At 70.5% G+C, this 18,814-nt stretch carries 15 protein-coding genes; 4 read left to right on the forward strand and 11 right to left on the reverse strand.

The genetic code is table 11. The features are described from left to right. Positions 1-32: 32 nt before the first annotated feature. On the reverse strand, positions 33-1,640 hold the full coding sequence (locus FCN18_RS27080; RefSeq protein ID WP_407675793.1) for an ATP-binding protein: 1,608 nt from the start codon (positions 1,638-1,640) through the stop codon (positions 33-35). Positions 1,641-1,803: 163 nt separating this feature from the next. Here FCN18_RS27080 and FCN18_RS27085 point away from each other — a divergent pair, with 163 nt between their 5' ends. After that, positions 1,804-3,120, forward strand: coding sequence for a cation:dicarboxylate symporter family transporter (locus FCN18_RS27085; RefSeq protein ID WP_112273157.1), 1,317 nt, complete (start codon positions 1,804-1,806; stop codon positions 3,118-3,120). 136 nt (positions 3,121-3,256) lie between these two features. On the opposite strand, the gene FCN18_RS27090 is transcribed toward FCN18_RS27085, so the two are convergent. The 3 genes from FCN18_RS27090 to FCN18_RS27100 all read right to left on the reverse strand — a co-directional run bounded on the left by FCN18_RS27090 (position 3,257) and on the right by FCN18_RS27100 (position 7,861). Beyond that, on the reverse strand, positions 3,257-3,700 hold the full coding sequence (locus FCN18_RS27090; protein ID WP_112272155.1) for an SRPBCC family protein: 444 nt from the start codon (positions 3,698-3,700) through the stop codon (positions 3,257-3,259). A 40-nt stretch (positions 3,701-3,740) separates the two neighbouring features. Continuing rightward, positions 3,741-6,596, reverse strand: a complete 2,856-nt coding sequence (gene uvrA / locus FCN18_RS27095; RefSeq protein ID WP_113642615.1) for an excinuclease ABC subunit UvrA — start codon at positions 6,594-6,596, stop codon at positions 3,741-3,743. Positions 6,597-6,661: 65 nt separating this feature from the next. After that, positions 6,662-7,861 (reverse strand): acyltransferase family protein, encoded by a 1,200-nt coding sequence (locus tag FCN18_RS27100; RefSeq protein ID WP_112272159.1) that lies wholly within the window; start codon positions 7,859-7,861, stop codon positions 6,662-6,664. A 98-nt stretch (positions 7,862-7,959) separates the two neighbouring features. Here FCN18_RS27100 and FCN18_RS27105 point away from each other — a divergent pair, with 98 nt between their 5' ends. Next, a complete protein-coding gene (locus FCN18_RS27105) occupies positions 7,960-8,637 on the forward strand; it encodes an MBL fold metallo-hydrolase (protein WP_112272161.1) in 678 nt (225 codons plus the stop codon). Between the two features lie 489 nt (positions 8,638-9,126). Here FCN18_RS27105 and FCN18_RS27115 read toward each other — a convergent pair whose 3' ends face one another. Together FCN18_RS27115 and FCN18_RS27120 are read right to left on the reverse strand one after the other, a co-directional pair. Next, positions 9,127-9,387 (reverse strand): hypothetical protein, encoded by a 261-nt coding sequence (locus FCN18_RS27115; protein ID WP_206077990.1) that lies wholly within the window; start codon positions 9,385-9,387, stop codon positions 9,127-9,129. A gap of 9 nt (positions 9,388-9,396) precedes the next feature. Beyond that, a complete protein-coding gene (locus FCN18_RS27120) occupies positions 9,397-11,613 on the reverse strand; it encodes a terpene synthase family protein (protein ID WP_137096437.1) in 2,217 nt (738 codons plus the stop codon). A gap of 211 nt (positions 11,614-11,824) precedes the next feature. On the opposite strand from FCN18_RS27120, the gene FCN18_RS27125 reads away from it, so the two are divergent. Continuing rightward, the gene (locus tag FCN18_RS27125) at positions 11,825-13,057 is read left to right on the forward strand and encodes a M14 family metallopeptidase (RefSeq protein WP_137096438.1); all 1,233 of its coding nucleotides are present in this window, start codon (positions 11,825-11,827) and stop codon (positions 13,055-13,057) included. 3 nt (positions 13,058-13,060) lie between these two features. Here FCN18_RS27125 and FCN18_RS27130 read toward each other — a convergent pair whose 3' ends face one another. From FCN18_RS27130 to FCN18_RS27150, 4 genes are all read right to left on the reverse strand, one after another. Continuing rightward, positions 13,061-13,483, reverse strand: coding sequence for a pyridoxamine 5'-phosphate oxidase family protein (locus tag FCN18_RS27130; RefSeq protein WP_206077991.1), 423 nt, complete (start codon positions 13,481-13,483; stop codon positions 13,061-13,063). 83 nt (positions 13,484-13,566) lie between these two features. Continuing rightward, a complete protein-coding gene (locus tag FCN18_RS40305) occupies positions 13,567-15,423 on the reverse strand; it encodes an SRPBCC domain-containing protein (RefSeq protein WP_228714151.1) in 1,857 nt (618 codons plus the stop codon). After that, positions 15,420-15,749, reverse strand: coding sequence for an ArsR/SmtB family transcription factor (locus FCN18_RS27145; RefSeq protein WP_112272168.1), 330 nt, complete (start codon positions 15,747-15,749; stop codon positions 15,420-15,422). The genes FCN18_RS40305 and FCN18_RS27145 overlap by 4 nt, the downstream gene beginning before the upstream one ends. A 116-nt stretch (positions 15,750-15,865) precedes the next feature. After that, positions 15,866-16,621 carry an ABC transporter permease gene (locus FCN18_RS27150; protein ID WP_112272170.1) on the reverse strand — a complete coding sequence of 252 codons (756 nt, stop codon included), beginning with the start codon at positions 16,619-16,621 and terminating at the stop codon, positions 15,866-15,868. A gap of 40 nt (positions 16,622-16,661) precedes the next feature. On the opposite strand from FCN18_RS27150, the gene FCN18_RS27155 reads away from it, so the two are divergent. Next, on the forward strand, positions 16,662-17,336 hold the full coding sequence (locus tag FCN18_RS27155) for a histidine phosphatase family protein (protein WP_112272172.1): 675 nt from the start codon (positions 16,662-16,664) through the stop codon (positions 17,334-17,336). Between the two features lie 191 nt (positions 17,337-17,527). Here the strand turns inward: FCN18_RS27155 and FCN18_RS27160 are convergent, their stop codons facing one another. Next, positions 17,528-18,784, reverse strand: coding sequence for a dihydrolipoamide acetyltransferase family protein (locus FCN18_RS27160; RefSeq protein WP_137096440.1), 1,257 nt, complete (start codon positions 18,782-18,784; stop codon positions 17,528-17,530). Positions 18,785-18,814: the final 30 nt, after the last annotated feature.

An 18,814-nucleotide genomic window follows, 5' to 3' on the forward strand; every position in this document is an offset into this window, starting at 1 on the left:
CACGTTCCTTCCCGCGGAACCGTAACAGCCGCTCACCGCAGCGGAATCCGAACCGTGAAGACGGCCCCGGGATCGTTGGTGACCTCGACGGTGCCCCCGTGCCTGCGCACCGCCTGCCCGACGAGCGCCAGCCCGAGGCCCCGGCCCGTCTCACCGCCGCCCGGCTTGGTGGACCAGCCCCTGCGGAAGATGTCCGACGCGGCGTCGTCGGCGATGCCCGGCCCGGTGTCGGCCACCCGCAGCAGCAGCTCGTGCTCGTCGGAACACACGGTCACGGTCACCCGGGGCGTGCGCTCGCCCGCCGTCTCGATCGCCGCGTCCACCGCGTTGTCGACGAGGTTGCCGACGATGGTCACCAGGTCGCGGGGGTCGATGTGCGGCGCGGTGTCCTGCATCGCGGTGTCCTCGGTGAGCACCAGCTCCACGCCCCGCTCGCTGGCCTCGCTCGACTTGCCGAGCAGCAGCGCGGCGAGCACCGGTTCCGCCACGGCGCCGACGACCCGGTCGGTGAGCTGCTGCGCGGTCTCCAGCTCCGCCGTGGCGAACTCGACCGCCTGCTCCACCTTGCCGAGCTCCACCAGCGACACCACCGCGTGCAGCCGGTTCGCGGACTCGTGTGCCTGCGAGCGCAGCGACTCGGCAAAGCCTCGCACAGTGTCCAGCTCGCCGGTGAGGCTCTGCAGCTCGGTGTGGTCCCGTAGCGTCACGACGTTGCCCATCCGGTCGCGCGATCGCACCGGCATCGTGTTGACGAGCAACACCCGTGTGTCGGTGACGTGCAGCTCGTCACTGGCCGGTTCGCTCGACACGAATGTCGAGACCAGCCCGGGCGCGAGCCCCAGCTTCCCGACGGGCTTGCCGCGCACGGTGTCCACGTCGTCGGGCAGGCCGAGCAGTTCGCGGGCCGCGTCGTTGCACAGCACCACGTGCCCGTCACGGCCGACGAGGACGAGCCCCTCGCGCACCGAGTGCAGGATCGCCTCGTAGTACTCGAACATCCGGCTCAGCTCCGCCGGCCCAACGCCCCGGGTCTGCCTGCGCAACCGCGCGCTCACGAGGTAACTGCCCGCGACACCGACCACGAGCACCCCGCCCGCGACCGCGAGCACCGGCGGCAGGCGCTCGCTCAGCTCCTTCGAGATCGATTCCACGGTGATGCCGACCGCGACCAGCCCCACCACGCTCCGGTCGTCGTCGAACACGGGCGCGACGGCGCGCACCGACGGGCCGAGCGTGCCCGTGTAGGTCTCGGTGAACAGCGTGCCGCGCAACGCGGGCCCGGTGTTGCCGATGAACCGCCTGCCGATCAGCGCCGGGTTCGGGTGCGTGTAGCGGATGCCGTCGCGGTTCATGATCGTGATGAAGTCGACGCCCGTGTCCGCCCTGACCCGCTCGGCGAAGGGCTGCAGCTCCGCGCTCGGCTCGGGTGCGGCCAGCGCGTCGCGCACCCCGGGCGAGTCGGCCAGCGTCGCGGCCACCGAAACGACCTCCTCCGCGGCCTTGTCGTCGGTCGCCTGCGCGGCGTCGAGGTAGGCGAGCGCGGCCCCGCCGCCGACGAGCAGGCCCACCAGCACGAGCTGCAACACGAGCAGCTGACGGGCGAGACTCCAGCGCCGGGCGGAGGAAAGGGACGACGGCACGCGCACCGCCACATGACATCACAGTCGCGGCGAACGAAATGAACACAACCGTGACCCTCACGCGGCCGGTGCCGATAGTCGTCCTGACGCAAACCGACCCGAGGAGGCAACGATGCCTGAACCGTCCACGGCGGCAGGCCAGGCCCCGAAGCGCCGCGACCGGATGCACTACCTCTACCTCGCGGTGATCGCGGCGGTGGTGCTCGGCGTGATCGTCGGGTTCGCCTTTCCCGACCTCGCCGCGGAGCTCAAGCCGCTCGGCAGCGGCTTCGTGTCCCTGATCAAGATGATGATCAGCCCAATCATCTTCTGCACGATCGTGCTCGGCATCGGCTCAGTGGCAAAGGCCGCGAAGGTCGGCAAGGTCGGCCTGCTCGCACTCTGCTACTTCCTGCTCATGTCCACGTTCGCGCTGGCGATCGGGCTCGTGGTGGGCAACATCCTGCACCCCGGTGAGGGCATGCGGCTCGACCCCGCGGACGCCGCGGCCGTACAGGAGCAGGCAGCCGAGGGCGGCGAGGGCACCGTCGACTTCCTGCTCGGCATCATCCCCGAGACACTGGTGTCGGCGTTCACCGAGGGCTCGGTGCTCCAGACGCTGCTCGTCGCGCTGCTGGCCGGGTTCGCGCTGCAGAAGATGGGCGGCGCCGGCCAGCCGATCCTGCGCGGCATCGAGCACATCCAGCGGCTCGTGTTCCGCATCCTGGCGATGATCATGTGGGCCGCACCGGTCGGCGCGTTCGGCGCGATCGCGGCCGTGGTCGGGGAGACCGGCTGGGAGGCGCTGCGCAGCCTCGCCGTGATCATGATCGGCTTCTACCTGACGTGCCTGGTGTTCGTGTTCGCCGTGCTGGGCGCGGTGCTGTGGTTCGGCGCGCGGATCAACGTGTTCAAGCTGCTCGGCTACCTCGGCCGCGAGTTCCTGCTGATCGTGTCCACGTCGTCGTCGGAGTCTGCGCTGCCGAGGCTCATCGCGAAGATGGAGCACCTCGGAGTCAGCAGGCCGGTTGTCGGCATCACGGTGCCGACGGGCTACTCGTTCAACCTCGACGGCACCGCGATCTACCTCACGATGGCGACCCTGTTCATCGCGACCGCGCAGGGCAGCCCGCTGGGCGTCGGCGAGCAGATCTCGCTGCTGGTGTTCATGATCATCGCGTCGAAGGGCGCGGCGGGCGTCAGCGGCGCCGGCATCGCGACACTGGCCGGTGGGCTGCAGTCGCACCGCCCCGAGCTGGTCGACGGCGTCGGCTTCATCCTCGGCATCGACCGGTTCATGTCCGAGGCCCGCGCGCTGACCAACTTCGCGGGCAACGCCATCGCGACGGTCGTGATCGGCTCGCTGACGAAGGAGTTCGACCGGGAACAGGCGCATCGCGTGTTCTCCGGACAGGACCCGTTCAACGAGGCTACGCTGGTGGATGATGATCATAAGCCCACGGCCGAGAGGGAACCGGTGAGGGAACCGGCGCCCGTCTAGAGCTGTCCGGGCCGGCGTAGCTCCACATCCCCCGGCCGGCCCGGTGGAATCCCAGCACACTGGGGTTCGACCGACCGCCAGGTCTCGCCCGTGATCGCGGGCCGGACCTGGCGGTCCACGCGTTTCCGGGGTCTGGTCATCGGCCCAGCAGGGACCGCAGGCCATACAGGCCCCGGCGCATCATCACCGCGTGGTTGACGCGGAACACCGGGTGGGCGACGGGCGAAAGCGCCCGGAGCAACGCCTTGCGCACCACCACCTGCTGGGCGATCTCGAGCCGCGTGCCCTCGCTGTGCTCCCGGACCAGGCCGGTGAGCGAACCCTCCAGGTCACCGCTGAGCGCGACGCCGAGCCGCCCCGCGCGCTCGTCCTCCTCCACCCGCGTCAGCCGTAGCCGCAGCGCGAACGGCAGGGTGGCGCGGCACACGACCTCGGCGGTGCTGTCGTCGACCCGGGTCACCGATCGCACGTCCGGCCACCACGCCGGATAGCTCCCGAGGTCGACGAGCGTGGCGAAGACGGCTGGTGCGGGAGCCCGGATCGTCCAGTCGGTGCGGAACCGGTATCGGGTCAGCGGCACGCTTCCAGTATGCCGCCGACCCCGCCGTGGTTCAGTCCGCTCAGGCCAGCACCGGCTTGAGGAACTGGCCCGTGTAGCTCTCCTCGGTGTCCGCGACCTGCTCCGGAGTGCCCTCGGCGACGACCATGCCGCCGCCGGACCCGCCCTCGGGGCCCATGTCCACGATCCAGTCCGACGTCTTGATCACGTCTAGGTTGTGCTCGATCACGATCACCGTGTTGCCCTTGTCGACCAACCCGTTGATCACGCCGAGCAGCTTCGAGATGTCCTCGAAGTGCAGGCCGGTGGTGGGCTCGTCCAGCACGTAGACGGTCTTGCCGGTGGAGCGCTTCTGGAGCTCGCTGGCGAGCTTCACGCGCTGCGCCTCGCCACCGGACAGCGTCGGCGCGGGCTGGCCGAGCCGGACGTAACCGAGGCCGACGTCCACGAGCGTCTGCAGGTGCCGGTGGATGGCCTTGATCGGCTCGAAGAACTCGGCGGCCTCCTCGATCGGCATGTCCAGCACGTCGGAGACCGTCTTGCCCTTGTAGTGCACCTCGAGCGTCTCGCGGTTGTAGCGGGCACCCTTGCAGACCTCGCATGGCACGTAGACGTCCGGCAGGAAGTTCATCTCGATCTTGATGGTGCCGTCGCCCGCGCACGCCTCGCACCGGCCGCCCTTGACGTTGAACGAGAACCGGCCCGGCTGATAGCCGCGGACCTTGGCCTCCGTGGTGGCGGCGAACAGCTTGCGCACGTGGTCCCACACGCCTGTGTAGGTGGCCGGGTTGGAGCGCGGCGTCCGCCCGATCGGCGACTGGTCCACGCGCACGAGCTTGTCCACGTGGTCCAGGCCGCGCACCCGCGTGTGCCTGCCGGGCACCTGGCGCGCGTTGTTGAGCTTGTTGGCGAGCACCGTGGCGAGGATGTCGTTGACCAGCGTCGACTTGCCCGAGCCCGAGACCCCGGTGACGGAGATGAGGCAACCCAGCGGGAACGACACGTCGATGCCGCGCAGGTTGTGCTCGCGCGCGCCCACGACCGTCAGCTGGCGCTTCCTGTCCACCGGCCGCCGGATCGCGGGCACCTCGATGCCGCGCCTGCCGGAGAGGTAGGCGCCGGTGAGCGACTCCTTGTTGCGCAACAACTTCTTGTACGGTCCGCTGTGGACGATCTTCCCGCCGTGCTCGCCCGCGCCAGGGCCGATGTCGACCACCCAGTCGCTCGAGCGGATCGTGTCCTCGTCGTGCTCCACGACGATCAGCGTGTTGCCGAGGTCACGCAGCCTGGTCAGCGTCTCGATGAGCCGGTGGTTGTCGCGCTGGTGCAGGCCGATCGACGGCTCGTCCAGCACGTAGAGCACGCCCACGAGCCCGGAGCCGATCTGCGTCGCCAGCCGGATGCGCTGCGCCTCGCCACCGGACAGCGTGCCCGCGGCGCGGTCGAGCGAGAGGTAGTCGAGACCGACGTCGAGCAGGAAGCGCAGCCGGGCCTGGATCTCCTTGAGCACGGCGCCCGCGATCATCGCCTCGCGGGGACCCAGCTCCAGGTCGTCGAGGAACTCCGACGCTTCCGCCACCGACAGCGCGCAGACCTCGGCGATGGAGCGCTCCCCCTGCTCGGCGTGGGCGAGCGTGACCGCGAGGATCTCGGGCTTGAGCCGGCTGCCCTGACACGCGGGGCACGGCACCTCGCGCATGTAGCCCTCGTACCGCTCGCGCGCGTAGTCGGACTCGGTCTGCTCGTGGCGCCGCTCCAGGAACGGGATGACGCCCTCGAAGTTCGCGTAGTACGAGCGCTGCCTGCCGTAGCGGTTGCGGTAGCGGACGTGCACCTGCTCGTCCACACCGTGCAGCACGGCCTTCTGCGCCTTGGCCGGCAGCTTGCGCCACGGCTGGTCCATGCGGAAGCCGATGGTCTCCGCCAGCGACTCCAGCAGCCGCTCGAAGTACTCGGCGCTCTGCCCGCCCGCCCACGGGGCGATGGCGCCCTCGGCCAGCGACAGCTCGTCGTCGGGCACCACCAGCTCGGGGTCGACCTCCTTGCGCACACCGATGCCGGTGCACTCGGGGCACGCGCCGTAGGGCGAGTTGAACGAGAACGAGCGTGGCTCCAGATCCTCGATCGCCAGCGGGTGGCCGTTGGGGCAGGCCAGGTTCTCGGAGAAGCCGCGGATGCGGTGCGGGTCCTGCTCCGGCAGGTCCACGAACTCCAGCTCGACCAGCCCGTCGGCGAGCCGCAGAGCCGTCTCGACCGAGTCGGTGAGCCGCTGCTTCGCGCTGGCCTTGACCGTGAGCCGGTCGATCACCACCGCGATGTCGTGCTTCTCCTGCTTCTTCAGCTTCGGCGGGTCGGTGAGCGAGTACACCGTGCCGTCCACGCGGGCGCGCGCGTAGCCCTGCTGCTGGAGGTTGGCGAACAGGTCGACGTACTCGCCCTTGCGGCCGCGCACCACCGGCGCGAGCACCTGGAACCGGACGCCCTGCTCCATGTCGAGCACCTGGTCGACGATCTGCTGCGGCGTCTGCTTGCTGATCGGCTCGCCGCACTGCGGGCAGTGGGGCTTGCCCGCGCGGGCGTAGAGCAGGCGCAGGTAGTCGTAGACCTCGGTGATCGTGCCCACCGTCGAGCGCGGGTTGCGCGAGGTGGACTTCTGGTCGATCGAGACCGCGGGCGAAAGGCCCTCGATGAAGTCGACGTCCGGCTTGTCCATCTGGCCGAGGAACTGGCGGGCGTAGGCGGACAGCGACTCCACGTACCGACGCTGGCCCTCCGCGAAGATCGTGTCGAACGCGAGGCTCGACTTGCCAGAGCCCGAGAGGCCGGTGAACACGATCATGCTGTCTCGCGGCAGGTCGATGTCGACACCGCGCAGGTTGTGCTCGCGGGCGCCGCGAACTACGAGGCGATCAGCCACCCGAAGGTCCCTTCACTGGTCTGTGGAGTGCCGGGCGTCGAAGCTGACACTCGGCCGCCACCATGCTAGGTCGCACCACCGACAGAAACCGCCGGCTCGGAATCCGGCCGGACCGGTGCCGCGAGGGCGGGCCCCCTCCTGCCGGGGCGCGAACCGGTGAGCACACGGTACGCCGGTCGTTCGACGAGGACGGTCACGAGCCAGCCCAGCACGACCGCGAACGCGACCACCAGCACCAAGCGTAACCACCACGCCGAAAGACCCGCCTCCGAGAGGACCCTGGCGAGCTGGTAGCCCAGCGCCTGGTGGACCAGGTAGACGCCGAAGCTGATGCCGCTCAGCCACGCGACCGGCCTGCGCAGGCGCCGCAGCCCCGGCAGGTCCCAGTCGGGACCCCTTGCCGCGAGGCACATCAGTCCGAGCATGACTGTGAACCCCGCCACGGACTCCGGCCGGGGCTCGCTCGTCCGGAACGCGTGCAGCACGATCACGGTGAGCAGCATCCCCGCGAGGTGAGGGGTGGAGAGCCTGCGCCGCTGCCACAGCCAGATCGCGAGGCCGACCGCGAACAGATGCGCGTAGAAGAGGCCGCTCGCCGTCGGCAGCACTCCGATGACCAGGCTCAGCACGGGCGACGCCGCGGCGATCGCGAGCACGGTCCACAGCGCGGTGTGCGGCCGCACCCGGTGGTGGAGCCGGGCGCGCCAGAGCAGCGCCGCGCCCGCGAACGCGAGCACCTGGATCGGCATCGTCCACCACGAGCCGTCGATGCGGTGGTACGGGTCGGGGTTCCACAGGTGCAGCAGCGTCCCGTGGAGCAGGAGATCGTTGAGGTCGGGGACGTGCCACGGCGGCAGCGTGCCGGGTGCGGGCTCGTCGGGCACGGCCGGCGGCGCGAACAGCAGGCCGAACCAGCCGGGCCGGTGCTCCCAGCCGTTGAACCCGACCACCAGCAGGCGCGCGGAGACGTAGGTGACCGCCAGCGCGAAGAAGTACGCGGGCAGGATCCGCGCGAGCCGGGCCCGGAACCACGTGCCCGCGTCGCTCCGGCGCAGCGTCGGGCCGATGAAGTAGCCCGAGAGCACGAGCAGGGTGACTGTGCCGAACGGCACGTTGAGGGAGAAGGGATAGGGCTCGATGCCCGGCACACCGGCGGCCACCCCGGTGACGTGACCGGTCACCACAAAGGTGATGGCGATCACCCGGATGAGGTCCCAGCTGAGCCGCCGCGACGACGCGCGGTGAGGCCGCGGGGAGCTCGTCACGAATTTTCCTCGTTGCCGGTGATCTTGTTCAGCGCACACTAACGGGCTGTGCGGGCGCGCCCTCGATCGGGGCGCGATCACCTACTACCGTGTGCCGGGTGAACGTCGTTGAGGAGTACACCGGCCACGTCGAGCCGGGGGGCGACGCCGCCCGGCGCACGCTCGACGCGCTGACCATCACCAAGCTCTCGGTCGGCCCCATGGACAACAACGCCTACCTGCTGGTCTGCCGGGCCACGAACGAGGCGCTGCTGATCGACGCGGCCAACGACTCGGAGCGGATCTCCGACCTCATCGGGCACGGTCCCGACCGCCCGGCGCTGCGCAAGATCGTCACGACCCACCAGCACCCGGACCACTGGCAGGCGCTGGGCGCGGTCGCCGGCGCCAACGGTTCCTACACGGCGGCCCACCCCGCGGACGCGGACCCCCTGCCGGTGCCCCCGGACTACCTGCTCGAGCACGGCGACACCATCACCGTGGGCGACTGCACCCTGGAGGTCATCCACCTGCGCGGCCACACCCCGGGCTCGCTGGCGCTGCTGTACCGCGACCCGGCGGGAGTGCCGCACCTGTTCACCGGCGACTCGCTGTTCCCCGGCGGGGTCGGCAAGACGAACTCGCCGGAGGACTTCACGTCGCTGCTGAACGACGTCGAGGAACGGATCTTCGGGCAACTGCCGGACGAGACGTGGTTCTACCCGGGCCACGGCGACGACTCGACCCTGGGCGCGGAGCGCCCGAAGCTGGCGGAGTGGCGCGAACGCGGCTGGTGAGGACTGCGCGGTCGGGAGCCGGCTGGGCGCTACGGGCCCCGCCTCCCCGCCAGCCGGACGAACGGGTCCGAGCCCGCTCGATGAGGCGACCGCTCACACGGCGACGACGTGGACCATGCTTTCCAGACCCTTGAAGTCGTTCGCGTTACGCGTGTAGAGGGCAGTCCACGGGAAGACGCGATCGCGGCGATCATCAGATCAAGGCGGCGAGGCCGTGGACCCCGGTTCGCGGCGAGGAACAGCGCGACCAGTGTTCCGTACCGGGCGGCCGCCTCACCGTCGAACGGCAACGGAACGAATTCGACGATGGCGGCACCGAGCTGCTCGTTGCGAGCCGCGCGGACAGCGGGGTCCTTCGCCCTCGCCACACCGTGGTGCAGCTCAGCCATGGTGACCGCCGTGAGTTCCGGGACCTTCGGCAACACCGCGGGGTCGAGCTGATCGAGGTCTATCTAAGTACAGGTGTCCAGCACACCTGCTTCGTGACGCTCAGCCACGGCTTCGATCCCACGGATCGTCCCCGCCCGCCCGATCATCGTCACCGAAGGAGGCATCGGCTTCCTCGCGCAGCTGCGCGACATCGACGCGCGGCAATCGTCGGTGTCGTTCGACCAGTTCCTCGGCGGTGAACCGACGCCTGCGCGTTACCGGGCGCAGCTCGGCGACCTCTTCGAGCGCGATGCCGTCCATCTCAGCCGACGGAAGATCGAGTATGTCAGCGAGCAGATCGGCAGCCGGCTCACCGACCATCCGGCACCCTCAGCCCGCTCGCCGCGCCAGTGAGCGGATCGTGCCCGTGCCAGGGCCTGACGGGAGGAACGCGAACACCGTCGACGGGATCGCCGATTCCCGCAGCCTGCGCAGTTCCGGTTCTTGGTAGCGCACACACTTGTCGTGCCACTCCCGGATTCCCGCCATCCAGTCCTTCAGGCCGTCCGCGTGGCGCGTGAGGATCTCCCGCACCGATGCGTCGACGTCGTGCTCCTCGAACAGCGCGGGCAGGCCCTCCGCGACAAGGGTTTCGAACTGCCTCATGCGCTGTTCCATCAGCTTCGCCACGAGGTCGCGGGCGCGGACGCGGTCGGTGTTCAGGAACTTCTCCACCACCAGCACCATGTTGTGCACCTCGCCCTCGTACTCGACTTCCTTCTGGTACGAGTACAGGTCGTTGGTGAAGCACGCGTAGTCCTGCGCCGACGTTTCCAGCTCCCGCAGCACACTCGTCTGATACAGGTGCGCGGGCACCTCGTCGGCGTGCGCGAGCCGCGCGAGCCCGATCGTCATGTCCGAGCCGAACGTCCTGCGCCGCATCTCGACGTAGTCCACTGGGTCCGGGATCCGGTTCTGCGCCTGGTTCCGCAACTCCCAGAGCCAGCTCGCCGTCATGTCCTCCACCGCCGTGCGGAACTGCCTGCGCGCGAACTCCGGCATCGGGCCCGCTGTGCGCCGCCACAGGTCCGCGAGCCCGCGTTCGAGCGCGTTCGCCGGTTCCGGGGTCTCGCCCGCGTCGAGCGGCATGAACACGGACAGCCGGTCGTTGCACGCCTTCGCCGCCGCGAGGTGGCGGCCCGCGCCGAACACGACCGGGAAGTAGTCGTCGCCGTAGGTGCCCCAGGCGAGCCAGTCCGACGAGAGGTACAGCTGCTCGGGGCTCGCGTCGGCGTGGATCATCGACGCGCAGTGCGCCAGGTCCAAGCCGCGGAACCGGCGCTCGTCCCACACGCCGCCCGCCTCGACGCCGGGCACGGAGTCGAACATGCCCATCCGGCGCGCCCAGCCGACCGCGTACTCCCTGGCGTCGTCGAGGTGGGGACTCATGCGGAACGGGTACGGCAGGTACAGCTCGGGCAGCGGCAACGGCCCGGTGGGCGTGAACGGCACGTGCGAGTGGGCGCTGACCCTCGGCCGCACGCCGGGCGCGAGGTTGATCCCCGACGTGCCGAGTCCACTGGGCCCGAGCCCGGCGCCGCCCGGCACCTCCTCGTTCATGTACCTGCTCGACATGGCGTGCCACTCGTGCCCGCCCGCCTGCCAGTCCTGCAACCCCTTCGCGTAGGCGAGCACCGCGGTCTGCTCGTGCGGGGCCGCGCCGTGCTCGGCCAGCAGCGCCGGGATCTCGGTGACGGCCGTGTTCTCGAACTGCTGCAGCCGTGAGGTGAGCAGGTCGTTGACCAGCTCGGCCGCCTCCTGGGTGGAGCAGTCCAGGAACCGCTCGAACACGAGCACCGCGTTGGAGTTCTCGCCTTCCTCCTGCACCTCGCGCTGGTAGGAGAACAGGTCGTTGCGCAGGTGCACGGCGTCGGCGAACGTGTCGGTGAGCACCTGCAGCGGCCGGGTTCCCGCGAGCCCCGGCGGGATCTCCGCGCGGGCGGCGTACTCGATGAGGTTCGCCGACCACGGCGCCCCGCCGACCCGCCGCCGCATCTGGATGTACTCGATGGGGTTGGCGATCCGGCCGCGGTCGATGTTGTCCAGCTCCCACATCGACTCGACCATGAGGTTGTGCGTGCTGGTGCGGAACCTCCGCCGCCAGGCGGGTGACATCGCGGGCACGGTCCGCTCCCACAGATCCCTCAGCCCGGCCTCGGCCGGGTTCACCGGTTCCGGCGGCTCCTCGCCGTCCTCGGTCATGAACAGCTCGAGCCGATCGAGGTAGGTCTTCGCGCCGTCGAGGTCGCGGGAGTACTTGAACTGTTCGAGGAAGTGGTCGTCGAAGAAGAACACCCAGACGTACCAGTCGGTGATCAGGTCGAGCGCGGGCCCGTCGCAGTCGGGATGGGTGTACGCGCACATGAGCGCGTAGTCCATTGCGGCCAGGTCGTCATCCGTCCACACGAGACCGCCGCCGGGTTTCCCGGTGTCGAGCATGCCCATCCGTCGCGCCCACTCCGTGCTGTGCGCCCTGGTTCCCTCCAGGTTCGGGTTGATCCGCGCGGGATAGGGCAGGTAGAAGTCCGGCAGCGTGAATGCCTGCATGAGCGTTCCAACTCCCTCGGGGCCGACTGCGGTGCTGCGCTCGCCCTCGACGCTGACAGCCCGCCGTCACGGCGGGCTACGTCCGCGAGGGGGAACCGGCGGAACCGTCGGAGGAACCGGAGCGGACACGCTGCGTAGCCCACGGCGCGGTGAGTCGTTTCCAACTTTCGATGGGTTGCCGTCAACGCTTCACGGCCACCAGCCTGAGTGCATGGGTTCGACACGCCGCGTGCCGGCCGCACTCGCCGGTCTGGTCCTCCTGCTCACCGTCACCGCGCCCGCGAGCGCCGGGGAGTCGCCCTCGTCGGTGTACGAAGTGGACACGGCGAACGCCGCGCAGCGCACGGAGATCGCCGCCACGGGCGTGGACGTGCTCGGCGCACGGGACGGCACGCTGACGTTCGTCGCCGACCCCCAGCAGGCCGAGGAGCTGCGCGCGGACGGGTTCCGGATTCAGCGCGTCGGCGAGGCACCCACCCGGGTGGCCGACGCGGCCGCGCCCGCCGACTTCCCCGCGGGCGACGAGGGCTACCACACCTACGCCGAGGTGACAGCCGAGCTGGATCAGGCCACGCGCGACCACGGTCACATCGCGCAGCTCTCCAGCGCGGGCGAGTCGTTCGAGGGCCGCGCGCTGCACGTGCTGAAGATCAGCGACAACGCGGCGCAGGACGAGGACGAGCCCGAGGTGCTGTTCACCTGCAACCAGCACGCGCGCGAGCACCTGACCACGGAGATGTGCCTGCGCATCGTCCAGCGTTTCACCGACGGCTACGGCAGTGACGCGAAGGTCACCGAGTTCGTCGACAGCCGCGAGATCTACGTGATCCCGACCGTGAACCCCGACGGCGCCGAGTACGACATCAGCGGCGGCCAGTACCAGGGCTGGCGCAAGAACCGCCAGGGACAGGGCACCGACGTCAACCGCAACTGGGGCTACCGGTGGGGGTGCTGCGGCGGGTCGAGCGACGACCCCGCCGACGAGACGTACCGCGGCACGGAGGCGTTCTCCTCCCCCGAGGCGAAGGCGGTGGCCTCGTTCGTCGACTCCCGCGTGGTCGGCGGCACACAGCAGATCACCGCGCACATCGACTTCCACACCTACTCCGAGCTCATCCTCTGGCCCTACGGCCACACCACGGACGACACCGCGGAGGGAATGAGCCCGGAGCAGGCGAAGCGGTTCTCCGACGTCGGCACCGAGATGGCGAGCAGCAACGGGTACACGCCCCAGCAGTCCAGCGATCTCTACGTCACCGACGGTTCGATCAACGACTGGATGTGGGGCGAGCACCAGATCCTGAGCTTCACCTTCGAGATGTACCCCGCGGACGGGAGCGGTCTCGACGGCTTCTACCCGCCCGACGAGCAGATCGGCCCGCAGACCCAGCGCAACGACGGCGCGGTGGACATCCTGCTGCGCGAGGCGGGCGAGACCAGCTGAGTCCTACTCGGACTTGCCGGCCTTGCTCTGGTCGTTGCTGAGCCACTTCTCCGGGCGCATCCGCACCAGGATCGAGCTGTCGCCGAGAGCGCCGTCTACGTAGGCGACCGCGTCGGCCTCCGGGAGATACCGGCGGGTGATCGCGAGCGCCTGCTCCCGCGTGGGCGGCTCGTCGATACCGACGACGGGTCCCTCGGCGGTGACGTAGCGGTAGGGCCACTCCTCCGACTGCGCGACGAGGCTGAACCGGCCCGCCTTACGGATGTTGCGATCCTTGACGGTGTCGCGATCCATCCAGAGCAGCACCTCGCCGTCCACGTAGTCGTACCAGATCGGCACGGCGAGCGGCGCGCGTCCGTCCCGCTCCACCGCGAGAACCCCGACGTGCACCCCGGACAGGAACTTCTCCCGCTCGGCTGCGGTCATCACCAATGACATTCCGGTTGTCCCTTCGGCTCCCCATAGCTGGTCATCGTCGCCAACACGGGGAGCCGGGGAAACATTCCGCCTCAGGAGTACGCGCTCGCGAGTTGCTCCGCCCGGTCGAACGGCGACCAGTCGACCTCGCGGCCGTCCAGCTGCGCGACCATCACCTCCAGGCCCGCGTGCCACCCGGCGCCGGCCGGGGCGAGGATGTCGCGGTCGCCGACGACGTTGGTGAACACCACGTGGCAGCCGCCGTCGCCGTCAGGAGACAGCTCCCAGCGCAGAGTCTCCTCACCCCACGTGAACTCCAGCAGCTTCGGTGGATCTGCGCGCAGCACTTCGCCCTCGGTGACGTGTCCGGCGTCCGTGCCGTAGCGGCGCACCTGCTCGGGAGTGACGGCGAACCGCAGCCGCGCGCCGGGGCGCAGGTCGAACTCCACGACGGCGGGGAACCACGAGCGCAGGTGCTCCTGCTCGGTGATCGCCCGCCAGACCTTCTCGGGCGCGTGCCGCACGTGCCGCTCGAAGCGCAGCGCGTACCGCCCGTCGCCGGTCTCGTGCACGGTGCCCAGCTCCAGCTCGGTGGCGTAGCCTCGGCGAAGCCGCTCCGTGCGCTCGGCGGGCCACGGGCAGCGAACGTCGCCGTACAGCGCGGCGAAGAACAGCTCCAGGTGCGTCTGCCACGCCGCGAGCGCGGTCGCGCGCAGCTCGGCGAGCCGGGCCGGCACGGTCTGCGTCAGCACGAGCCGCGTGCCGACGGGCTCCTGCTCGCGCAACTCGAACCGCACGCGTCCTGCGGGCGCACCGCCGTGCAGCCAGGTGTACTCCACGACACGGCCCGCTTCGGCGACGGTCACCTCGCCCGGATCGAGGTAGCCGTGCGTGAACCGCACCGGAACCGGCCCGCCCGCCTCGGGCTCGTCGCCCTCGGCCAGTGTCCGCCAGACCGCGGCGGGCGGCTGGACGAGATCGCGCTCGAACCACAGCTCGCACCCGTCGTCCCGCGTGCGCACCTCACCGCGGCCGAGGCCGAACTCCTCGACGTAGCGCTCCGCGCGGGCGAGGAACTCCGGTTCGGGCGCGGGACGTCCGTCGAGCCGCGCGCCCAGCAGGTCGAGGCACGCGTCCCAGCCGGGGGCCTGGCGCGCCACCGAGGGCACGTCGCCGGTGGTGCCGCTTCCGCTGAGCGTGTGGCTGAACAGCAACCGGCAGCCCGCTCCATCGGGCACCAGCTCGAAGCGCAGCACCGAGTCCGCCCACCGGAAGGCGTAGACCTTCGGCGGGTCGAACTCCAGCACCTCGCCCTCGGCGAACGCGCCGCCGAGGTCGTGGCGTTCCTCGCCGAAGCGGAACCGCATCGCCGCGCCGATCGCGGGCTCGGTCTCGATCGAGGCGGGGAACCAATGCGCCGACTCGGCGGGGTCGGTGACCGCGCGCCACACCTTCTGCGGCGCGTGCGTGAGCCGCCTTTCGAAGCGCAGTACGGGTTTCCCGGCGACAACGTCCATTGTGCCCAGTGGATCGAGTTCGCCGAGCGTGGCGCCGAGCGCGTCGAGACAACCCAGCCAGCCCTGGTGCATCTGCTCGGCCCACTCGTCGTCGGCGAAGAGGTGCCGGAACGTCAGCAGGCAGCCGGCCCCGTCGGGTTCCAGGTCGAACCGCGCGTGGTGGGTGCCGGTCTCGGCGTCGAACTCGTCGAACGCGAACACCGACGCCTCGGCCAGTTCGGTGATCACCGCGCGGACCTCGGTGCCCTCCTCGTCGCGGAACCGGATCGCCCCGCCGACCCGCAGGTCCAGCTCGACCGCTGTCAGGGGGTACCACCGGCTCAGGTGCTCCGGTTCGGTGAGGGCTCGCCACACCTTCTCGGGCGGATGCCGCAGCCTGCGCTCGAACCGCAGCTCCCAGCGGTCGCCCACCCGTCGCGCCACGTCGTTCACCGGTCGTCCTTTCGCTCGTCGTCGGGCATCGCGTCGAGGTGCCGCTCCAGCGCGTCGAGCCTGCCAGCCCAGAACCGCCGGTAGGGCGTGAGCCAGGCGTCGATCTCCAGCAGGGGCTCGGGGCGCAGGCGGTACCAGCGGCGCTGGGCGTCGTGCCGGACGTCGACGAGCCCGGCCTCACGCAGCACCTTGAGGTGCTTGGAGACGGCTGGCTGGGTCAGCGTCAGCCGCTCCACGAGGTCGCCCACCACACGTTCCCCATCGCGTAGCAGGTCGAGGATCTCCCTGCGCCGCGGCTCGGCGAGGATCTCGAACGTTGTTGCCACCCGAGTAATATAACCAAAGGGGCATATAGAGGCAATGGGTTGGTGCCTGTTACCCACTGCAGTGAAGGCCACCCTGCCTGCGTTGAACGCAGTGAAGGTGGCCTTCACTGCAGTGCTCAGGTGCCCCGCCAGTCGGCGTGGAGCCTGCGGCACGCCACGAGCTCCACGGCGAGCAGCACGCCCACGGCCTCAGCCGCCAGCAGCCCGATCAGCACCAGCAGCTGGGTCACCCCGGCCTGCACGGGCCCCGCGCCGCCGAGCAGCACGCCGACGAACGCGCCGGGCAACGTCACCAGCCCGACCGTGCGCGTCTGGTCCAGCGGCGGGATGAGCGCGTGACCGGCGGAGGGACGGCAGATCTCCAGCGCGGCGGCCCGCTGCGGCAGCCCGAGCGCGAGCGCGGCCTCGTACTCGCCGTAGCGAGTCCGCAGCTCGTCGACGGCGCGGCGCGCGGCCTGCGCGGTCGCCGTCATCGTCCCGCCGATCACGATGCCCGCGATGGGCACCACCGCGATCGGCCGCAACGGAACCACACCCGACGCCAGCACCAGCCCCAGTACGGGCACCACCCCGCCGCCGAGCGCGAGCGCCACCCACGCCACGTTCCGCGGCGCCCCGATCCGCCGGGCCGCCGTCACGACGGCGACCGTGAACATCAGCAGCACGAAGCCCGCCGTGAGCCAGCCCGAGCGCAGCACCGCCACGATCACGAACGAGACCGCGGCGAGCTGCACGACCGCGCGTATGCCCGCCACCACCACGTCCCGCCATGAACCGAGCCCGCCGAGCCACACCACCACCGCCGCGAGCGCGAGCAGCAGCGCCAGCACGACGGCCAGCGCGGGACCGGCGACGACAGCTCCATCAGCCACGAGAGAGATCGTCGCCCATCCCGGCACTAACCTCGACACCGTGACGCACAACGAGCCCGCCGAGCCCGAGTACCCGCAGTCTCGTTTCCAGCCGCCGCCCGGTGCCGCCCGGATCCTGCTGATCCGGCACGGCGCGTCAGCCGCGGCCCGCGAGAGCGAGCCGTTCCCGCTGGTCGGCGGCCAGGGCGACCCGCCACTCGCGCCGGACGGTCACGAACAGGCGAAGCGGGTGTGCGACCGGCTCGCGGACGAGCCGATCGCGGCGCTCTACGTCACCACCCTGCGCCGAACCGTCGAGACGGCGGCGCCGCTCGCTGAACGCCTCGGCCTCAGGCCGTCCGTGGAGGAGGACCTGCGCGAGGTGCATCTCGGCGAGTGGGAGGGTGGCCTGTTCCGCAAGCACATCGCGGAGGGCCACCCGGTGGCGCGCAGGCTCGCCGAGGAGCAGCGCTGGGACGTGATCCCGGGCGCGGAGTCCAACGACGCGTTCGCGGCGAGGGTCGGCGGCGCGCTGAACCGGCTCGCGGCCGCGCACCCGGACGAGCAGATCGCGGTGTTCACCCACGGCGGCGTGATCGGCCAGGCCATGGCGCTGGCGAGCGGAGCCCAGCCACTGGCCTTCGCGGCCGCCGAGAACGGCTCGATCTCGGAGCTGGTGGTAACCGGGGAGCACTGGCTGGTGCGCCGATTCAACGACCAGGCGCACCTGGACTAGTGCCCCCGCCGGAAGTTCGCCACATGATTCGGCGGCCCAGCTTCCCGCCGGCTGCGTTGCCGGTCCGCCCAAGTACGGCCCAGTACGAGGACGAACCGGCGCCTTGCCAGCGGAAACCTGGATCCACCGACTCAAGCAACAGACTCCCGGCGGAGGGCACTAGCTCGCATTTCAACCGTCTCCGTGGTTCCTCACGCGAGGATGCGGATCGGGTTCTCCAGGAGGGCGCGGAACTCGGCGAGCCACCGGGCGGCGACGACGCCGTCGACGGGCCGGTGGTCCACCGACAGCGTTACGGTCATCGTCTTGCGGATCGCCACCTCACCCTCGACGGCGACGACGTCGTCCCGGACGGCGCCGACCGCGAGGATGGCCGAGTGGGGCGGGTTGATGATCGCCGCGAACTCCTCGACGTCGAACATGCCGAGGTTCGAAACGGTGATCGAACCACCCTCAAGGTCCCGTTGCGTTAGCGCGCCGTCCTTGGCCTTGCGGGCCTGCTCCCGGATCTCGGCCGCGATCGCCGACACCGACTTGTGAGCGCAGTCGCGGATCACCGGCGTGACCAGCCCGCCGTCCGTGGCCACCGCGACGGCGACGTCCACGCCCGCGAGCCGGTGCACCGACTCCGGCGTCCACACCACGTTCATGTCGGGCACGAGCTCGTGGGCCTTGGCCACCGCCTTCACGACGAGGTCGTTGACCGAGACCTTCGAGGAGCCGTCGAGCTCCGCCCTCAGCTCGGTGAGCCGGTCGACGAAGCAGCGGGCGCGCACGTAGAAGTGCGGGGCGGTCCGCTTGCTCTCCGTCAGCCTCGCCGCGATGGCCCTGCGCATCCGCGTGTGCGGCACCTCGTCGAACTCGGCACGCACCGGCGGCGCGCCGTTCACCGCGGGATCCACGACCGGCGCCGGGTCCGTCGTCACGGCCACGGGAGCAGCCGCGCTCTCGGCGGTTTCAGCGGCCTTCATCGCGGCCACCACGTCCTTGCGCACGATCCGGCCGCCGGGCCCGGTGCCGTGCAGGTCCCGCAGCCGCAGCCCCGCCTCCTTCGCCATCTTGCGCGCGAGGGGGCTGGCGAAGATCCGCTCCGTCGTCGCCGCCGACCGCTGCCGCGGTACCTCCCGCGCGGGCGCCTCCTCGACGGGCGCCGGCTCGGTCCCGACCCCGAGCCGCGCGAGCTCGGCGTCCACATCGGACACCTTCTCGTCGACACCGGCGACCACCGCGATCGGGTTGCCGACCTCCGCCCGCACCGACGCCCCGGCGAGGATCCGCAGCAGCCTGCCTTCGGCCTCGGCGGTGATCTCGACCTGCGCCTTCTCCGTCTCGATCACGACGAGCGGGTCGCCTTCCCGGAAGGTCGCCCCTTCGTCGATGCACCAGTTCGACACGACTGCGTCGGCGGACGCCGCGGCAACCGCCGGCATGTTGAGGAGTTCGGCCACGTCGCTTCCCTCGAGTAAATCGGTTACGGG

It is taken from the genome of Prauserella endophytica (genome assembly GCF_005146945.1).
Classification (GTDB): Bacteria; Actinomycetota; Actinomycetes; order Mycobacteriales; family Pseudonocardiaceae; genus Prauserella_A; species Prauserella_A endophytica.